General features: G+C 69.7%; 4 protein-coding genes. 1 reads left to right on the top strand and 3 read right to left on the bottom strand.

Going from position 1 to position 4,771, the window contains the following annotated elements; translation table 11 throughout:
- Window positions 1-75: 75 nt before the first annotated feature.
- Both ABD269_RS34990 and ABD269_RS34985 read right to left on the bottom strand, forming a co-directional pair.
- On the bottom strand, window positions 76-546 hold the full coding sequence (locus ABD269_RS34990; protein WP_344124635.1) for a hypothetical protein: 471 nt from the start codon (window positions 544-546) through the stop codon (window positions 76-78).
- Window positions 547-648: 102 nt separating this feature from the next.
- A complete protein-coding gene (locus tag ABD269_RS34985; RefSeq protein ID WP_344124633.1) occupies window positions 649-2,184 on the bottom strand; it encodes a SulP family inorganic anion transporter in 1,536 nt (511 codons plus the stop codon).
- A gap of 356 nt (window positions 2,185-2,540) precedes the next feature.
- Here ABD269_RS34985 and proC point away from each other — a divergent pair, with 356 nt between their 5' ends.
- Window positions 2,541-3,350, top strand: coding sequence for a pyrroline-5-carboxylate reductase (gene proC, locus ABD269_RS34980; protein WP_301886509.1), 810 nt, complete (start codon window positions 2,541-2,543; stop codon window positions 3,348-3,350).
- Window positions 3,351-3,411: 61 nt separating this feature from the next.
- Here proC and trpS read toward each other — a convergent pair whose 3' ends face one another.
- Window positions 3,412-4,410, bottom strand: coding sequence for a tryptophan--tRNA ligase (gene trpS / locus ABD269_RS34975; protein ID WP_301886510.1), 999 nt, complete (start codon window positions 4,408-4,410; stop codon window positions 3,412-3,414).
- Window positions 4,411-4,771 lie beyond the last annotated feature (361 nt).

Genomic DNA, 4,771 nt, shown 5'->3' with positions numbered 1-4,771 from the left:
ACAAATTTTGAGAAATGCCCTGATGGGAACTCCGGTTCCTGCCAGGGCATTTCTGCGTTTACGGCCACTTTTTGTTCAGCGGCGGGAAGCGCCGAACGTGCCTATCAGCCCGGTGACGACCGCCACCAGGGCCCCGCGCCACAGGCCGTCCCACACACTGCTGAAGAATGCCTCGTCGGTCAGGACCTGTCGCATGACCAGGTCGCTCACCAGCAGGGCGCCGGCGGGGACCACGGCCACCTGCCAGGGGTGGGCGCGGGCCCACCGACGGATGCGATGCTCCGAAGAGTTGGTGCTCCGGTCGCCGAGCACCCCGCCGATGCCGCCGACCAGGAAGAACAACATCAGCCCCACCGACAGCGCGCCCGCCACCACGGCCAGGCCGAAGTCACCGGTGACCGTGTGGAGGCCGAGGGAGACGGCGCTGCCGATGGCGGCGACCGCGCCGGCCGCCCGCCAAGGGCCGAGGGTGGCCGAGGCGAAGGCCAACTGCCGTGCCTCGGACGGGGATACGGGATTCCGGCCTGAACCGTGTGAGCGCTTCATAGGGCCAGGGTCCCGCCGTGCCGACACGGTCGCCATGGGTGAAGACCCTGACCCGACCCTGAGCCGACCCCCACCCGGGGCTCCGCCCAGGGCCGGGATCCGTCATGGAGTCGGCGGTGGGAGCGTCGTCACCGCGGCCGACGGCGCCGCGTTCCGTTCGGACCAGGCCGTCAGCGCCGTCCTGCACGCGTGGTCCATGTGGCGGAGGCCGCTGAGGTCGAGCTCCACGCCGTGACCCGGCCGCGGAAGTTCCTCCAACTCGTCCAACAGCTCAGGCAACTTGAGGAAGTTGGCGTTGCCGAGCACCCTGGCCCGTACGACACCGTCCACTGTGCCCACCGTCTCCACATGCACGTGCGAGGTTTCCCAGGCCGCCTTCGCGACGGCCATCAGGAGCCCGGTGATCACGCCCTCGAACAGGTTCGTCACCACGATCGCGCCCGTGGTCACCACCAGCACCACCGCCTCACCGCGATGCTCCCGCCACAGCCGGACGACATCCCGTACGGGAATGAGCTTCCAGCCCGCGTGGATCAGCACGCCCGCCAGCGCGGCGACGGGGATGATCTCCAGCGCCCAGGGCAGCACGGCCGCGAAGACCAGCAGCCACAGTCCGTGCAGCACCCGGGAAGCCTTCGTCCGGGCGCCCGCCTGCACATTGGCCGCGCTGCGTACGATCACGGCGGTCATGGGCAGGGCGCCGAGCACCCCGCACACGGTGTTGCCCGCACCCTGGGCGATCAGCTCTTTGTCGTAGTCGGTGCGCGGTCCGTCGTGCAGTCGGTCGACCGCGGCCGCGCTGAACAGCGACTCCGCGGAAGCGATGAGCGCGAAGGCAAGGACCGTGCCCAGCACCCCGATCTCGCCCAGCCGCGCGAAGTCGTCGCCGCCCGGCGGCTGGACCGCGTCGAGCAGGCCGTTCACCTCGACCCGGGCCACCGGCAGGGACAGCGCGGCCACCGCCGCCGTCGCCAGCGCGACCGCGGCCAGTGGCGCGGGCACCGCCCGCGCACCCTGCCGCCACCGGAGCCACAGGGCCAGCACCACTGTCGTACCGACGCCCACCGAGACGGCGGACAGTGCGTCCGCCGAGGTCACGGTGTCGGTGATCAGAGCGGGCAGCCCACCGAGCTTCTCCAGGCCGCCGGCAGGTGGGTGCGTGTCGGTCAGCGCGTACAGCTGTCCGGCGATGAGCACCAGACCGATGCCCGCCAGCATCCCCTGCACCACCGACACGGAGATCGCCCGGAACCACCGCCCCAGGTGCAGCAGTCCCATGGCGATCTGGAGCACGCCCGCGGCGAGCACCAGGACGCCGAGCGCCCCGAGCCCGTAGTCCCGCACGGCCTCGTACACGAGCACGGTCAGCCCGGCTGCGGGCCCGCTGACCTGGAGGCTGCTGCCCGGCAGCAGCCCGGTGAGGAGTCCGCCGACCACACCGGTGACGAGCCCCAGCTCGACCGGGACTCCGGAGGCGACGGCGATGCCCACGGAGAGCGGTACGGCGATGAGGAAGACGACGAGGGACGCGGTGAAGTCGGCGCGGAGGTCGGCGAGTTGGATCAGGGGACGACGGTTTGACCGGAGCTTGGCCCGCAGCAGAACTTTCCGGGCACGGCCGAAGGGTATTTTCTCCATGAGGTTGCCTCCAGTGCGCGGTGCGGCGCACAGCGATGCGGATCGTTTGCCTGTCGGATGAGAGATCGGGCAGCGGAAGACGTCGAGGTGGGGGCAGGCCGGACGGTAGAGGGTGACGGAGCGTGCCGTGGACACCCGCGGTCATTCTGTCCAAGGGGAGCTGTCCGTTGGACAGTTGGCGTGTTACCACGATGTAAACGTGGAATCGGCCACCAGGAATATCCCGTCCCGTTCACTCCGGCGTGAGCCCTCATGGTCCGCCGGGTTCCGTACGCCGCCTCATGGAGTGCGCGCCGGGTGCGAAGATGGCTCGGCACGCCCCCTGAACTCCAGCGCAGAAGAGGTGAGCGAGCCCCGTGGCCCAGAAAGTCGCCGTCCTCGGCACAGGAAAGATCGGCGAGGCACTCCTCAGCGGCATGATCCGCGCCGGCTGGTCGACCGACGACCTGCTGGTCACGGCCCGCCGCCCCGAGCGGGCCGAAGCACTCCACGCCCGCTACGGCGTCGACACCGTCACCAACGTCGAGGCCGCCAAGTCCGCCGACACCCTCATCCTCGCCGTGAAGCCGCAGGACATGGCCGCGCTCCTCGACGAGCTCGCCCCTCACCTGCCGGCCGACAGACTGGTGATCAGTGCGGCGGCCGGTGTCCCCACGGCCTTCTTCGAGGAGAAGCTGCCGGCCGGCGTCCCCGTCGTACGCGTCATGCCCAACACTCCCGTCCTCGTGGACGAGGGCATGTCCGTCATCTCCGCGGGCACCCACGCCACGGAGGACCACCTCCTCCGCACCGAAGCGATCTTCAAGCCGGTCGGCAAGACGCTCCGGGTGCCGGAGTCCCAGCAGGACGCGGCCACCGCCCTCTCCGGCTCCGGCCCCGCGTACTTCTACTTCCTCGTCGAGGCGATGACCGACGCCGGCATCCTTCTCGGCCTTCCCCGGGACAAGGCCCACGACCTCATCGTCCAGGCGGCCATCGGCGCGGCCGTCATGCTGCGCGACAGCGGCGAACACCCGGTCAAGCTCCGCGAGGCCGTCACCTCGCCCGCGGGCACGACGATCAGCGCGATCCGGGAGCTGGAGCGCCACGGCGTACGGGCCGCTCTGATCGCCGCCCTCGAGGCGGCTCGCGACCGCAGCCGGGAACTGGCCTCCGGACAGGCCTGACGGTGCGAGCAGAACGGCCTCGGAGAATCCCTTTCGATCTCCGAGGCCGTTCTTCGTGCATTCAGGCGGGCGGCATCAGACCGATCGCCGCGTACGCCGCGTCGACGGTCGGCCGCGCCACCTGCCGGGCCCGTTCGGCCCCGGCACGCAGAACCGCGTCCACATATCCCGGGTCGGCGCACAATTCCGCGTGTCGCTCCCGCACCGGCCGCAGCAGTTCCAGCACGGCATCGGCGGTGTCCCGTTTCAGAGCGCCGTACGAGTCGTACCGCTCGGCCAGGTCCGCGGGCTTTCCGCCGGTGCACGAAGCGAGGATCTCCAGGAGATTCGCGACCCCGGGCTGGGCCTCCCGGTCGTATACGACCGAGCTGCCGCTGTCGGTCACCGCACGCATGATCTTCTTGCGGACGACGTCCGCCTCGTCGAGCAGATAGACGATGCCACTCGTCTCCGCGTGCGACTTCCCCATTTTCGTGGTGGGGTCCTGGAGGTCCATGACCCGGGCGGCCACCGTCGGGAGGACGGCCTTCGGCACCGTGAAGGTGTGCCCGTACCGGTGGTTGAACCGCACCGCCAGGTCCCGGGTGAGTTCCACGTGCTGGGCCTGGTCGTCGCCCACCGGCACCTCGTCGGCCGAATAGGCGAGGATGTCGGCCGCCATCAGCACCGGATACGTCAGCAGCGAGAGCCGTACGCTCCCGCCCGACGCCCGTTCGCGCGCCGACTTCTCCTTGTACTGGATCATCCGGCGCATCTCGCCGTCGGACGCCGTGCACTCCAGCAGATAGGAGAGCCGGGTGTGCTCGTCCACATGACTCTGCACGAACATCGTGCAGCGGGCCGGCTCCAGCCCCGCGGCGAGCAGCAGGGTCGCGGCCTGCCGGCTGAGCCTCCGGACCCTGGCGGGATCGTGGTCGACGGTCAGGGCGTGCAGGTCCACGACGCAGAAGAGCGCGTCGGCCTTGTGCTGGTCCGTCTCGACCCACTGGCGTACGGCCCCGAGATAGTTGCCGAGGGTGAGGTGGCCGGTGGGCTTGATGCCGCTGAAGATCCGTGTCATGGGGTCTTGCCTCCCTTGGAGAGGGACCACCGCCACGGACAGCAAAAAGGCCGCCTAGGCGGCGGCCGTTGGATGCATGCGCAGAGTCGGGCCGCCGGTCAGGCGGCCCACCACTGCCGAGTGCTGCGGCACGCATGCTGAGTCATGCGCCGACCGTACCCCTGTGAAACCCCCTTGCGCCACGGGTTTGATGCGTCCTACGGGCTCGTGTAGAGTTCTTCGAGTTGCCACGGAGTCCGCGAGGACGGCGAGGCAACCACTCATGCCGCATCGGCGGCAATCTCTACTGCTTGATCCCTGAACGGGATGGATTTCGGCGTGCCGAATTCCGGACCGGGTTCCGATTAGGAGCCGCCGGGGA

Source organism: Streptomyces blastmyceticus (assembly GCF_039521185.1).
Taxonomy (GTDB): Bacteria; Actinomycetota; Actinomycetes; order Streptomycetales; family Streptomycetaceae; genus Streptomyces; species Streptomyces blastmyceticus.
Note: the sequence above shows the minus strand (reverse complement) of the source record. Positions and strands in the feature narration are given on the sequence as shown.

Bases quoted from the DNA above. Each gene is read 5' to 3' on its own strand.
- ABD269_RS34990 (WP_344124635.1), bottom strand. From the start codon at position 546: ATGAAGCGCTCACACGGTTCAGGCCGGAATCCCGTATCCCCGTCCGAG.
- ABD269_RS34985 (WP_344124633.1), bottom strand. From the start codon at position 2,184: ATGGAGAAAATACCCTTCGGCCGTGCCCGGAAAGTTCTGCTGCGGGCC.
- trpS (WP_301886510.1), bottom strand. From the start codon at position 4,410: ATGACACGGATCTTCAGCGGCATCAAGCCCACCGGCCACCTCACCCTC.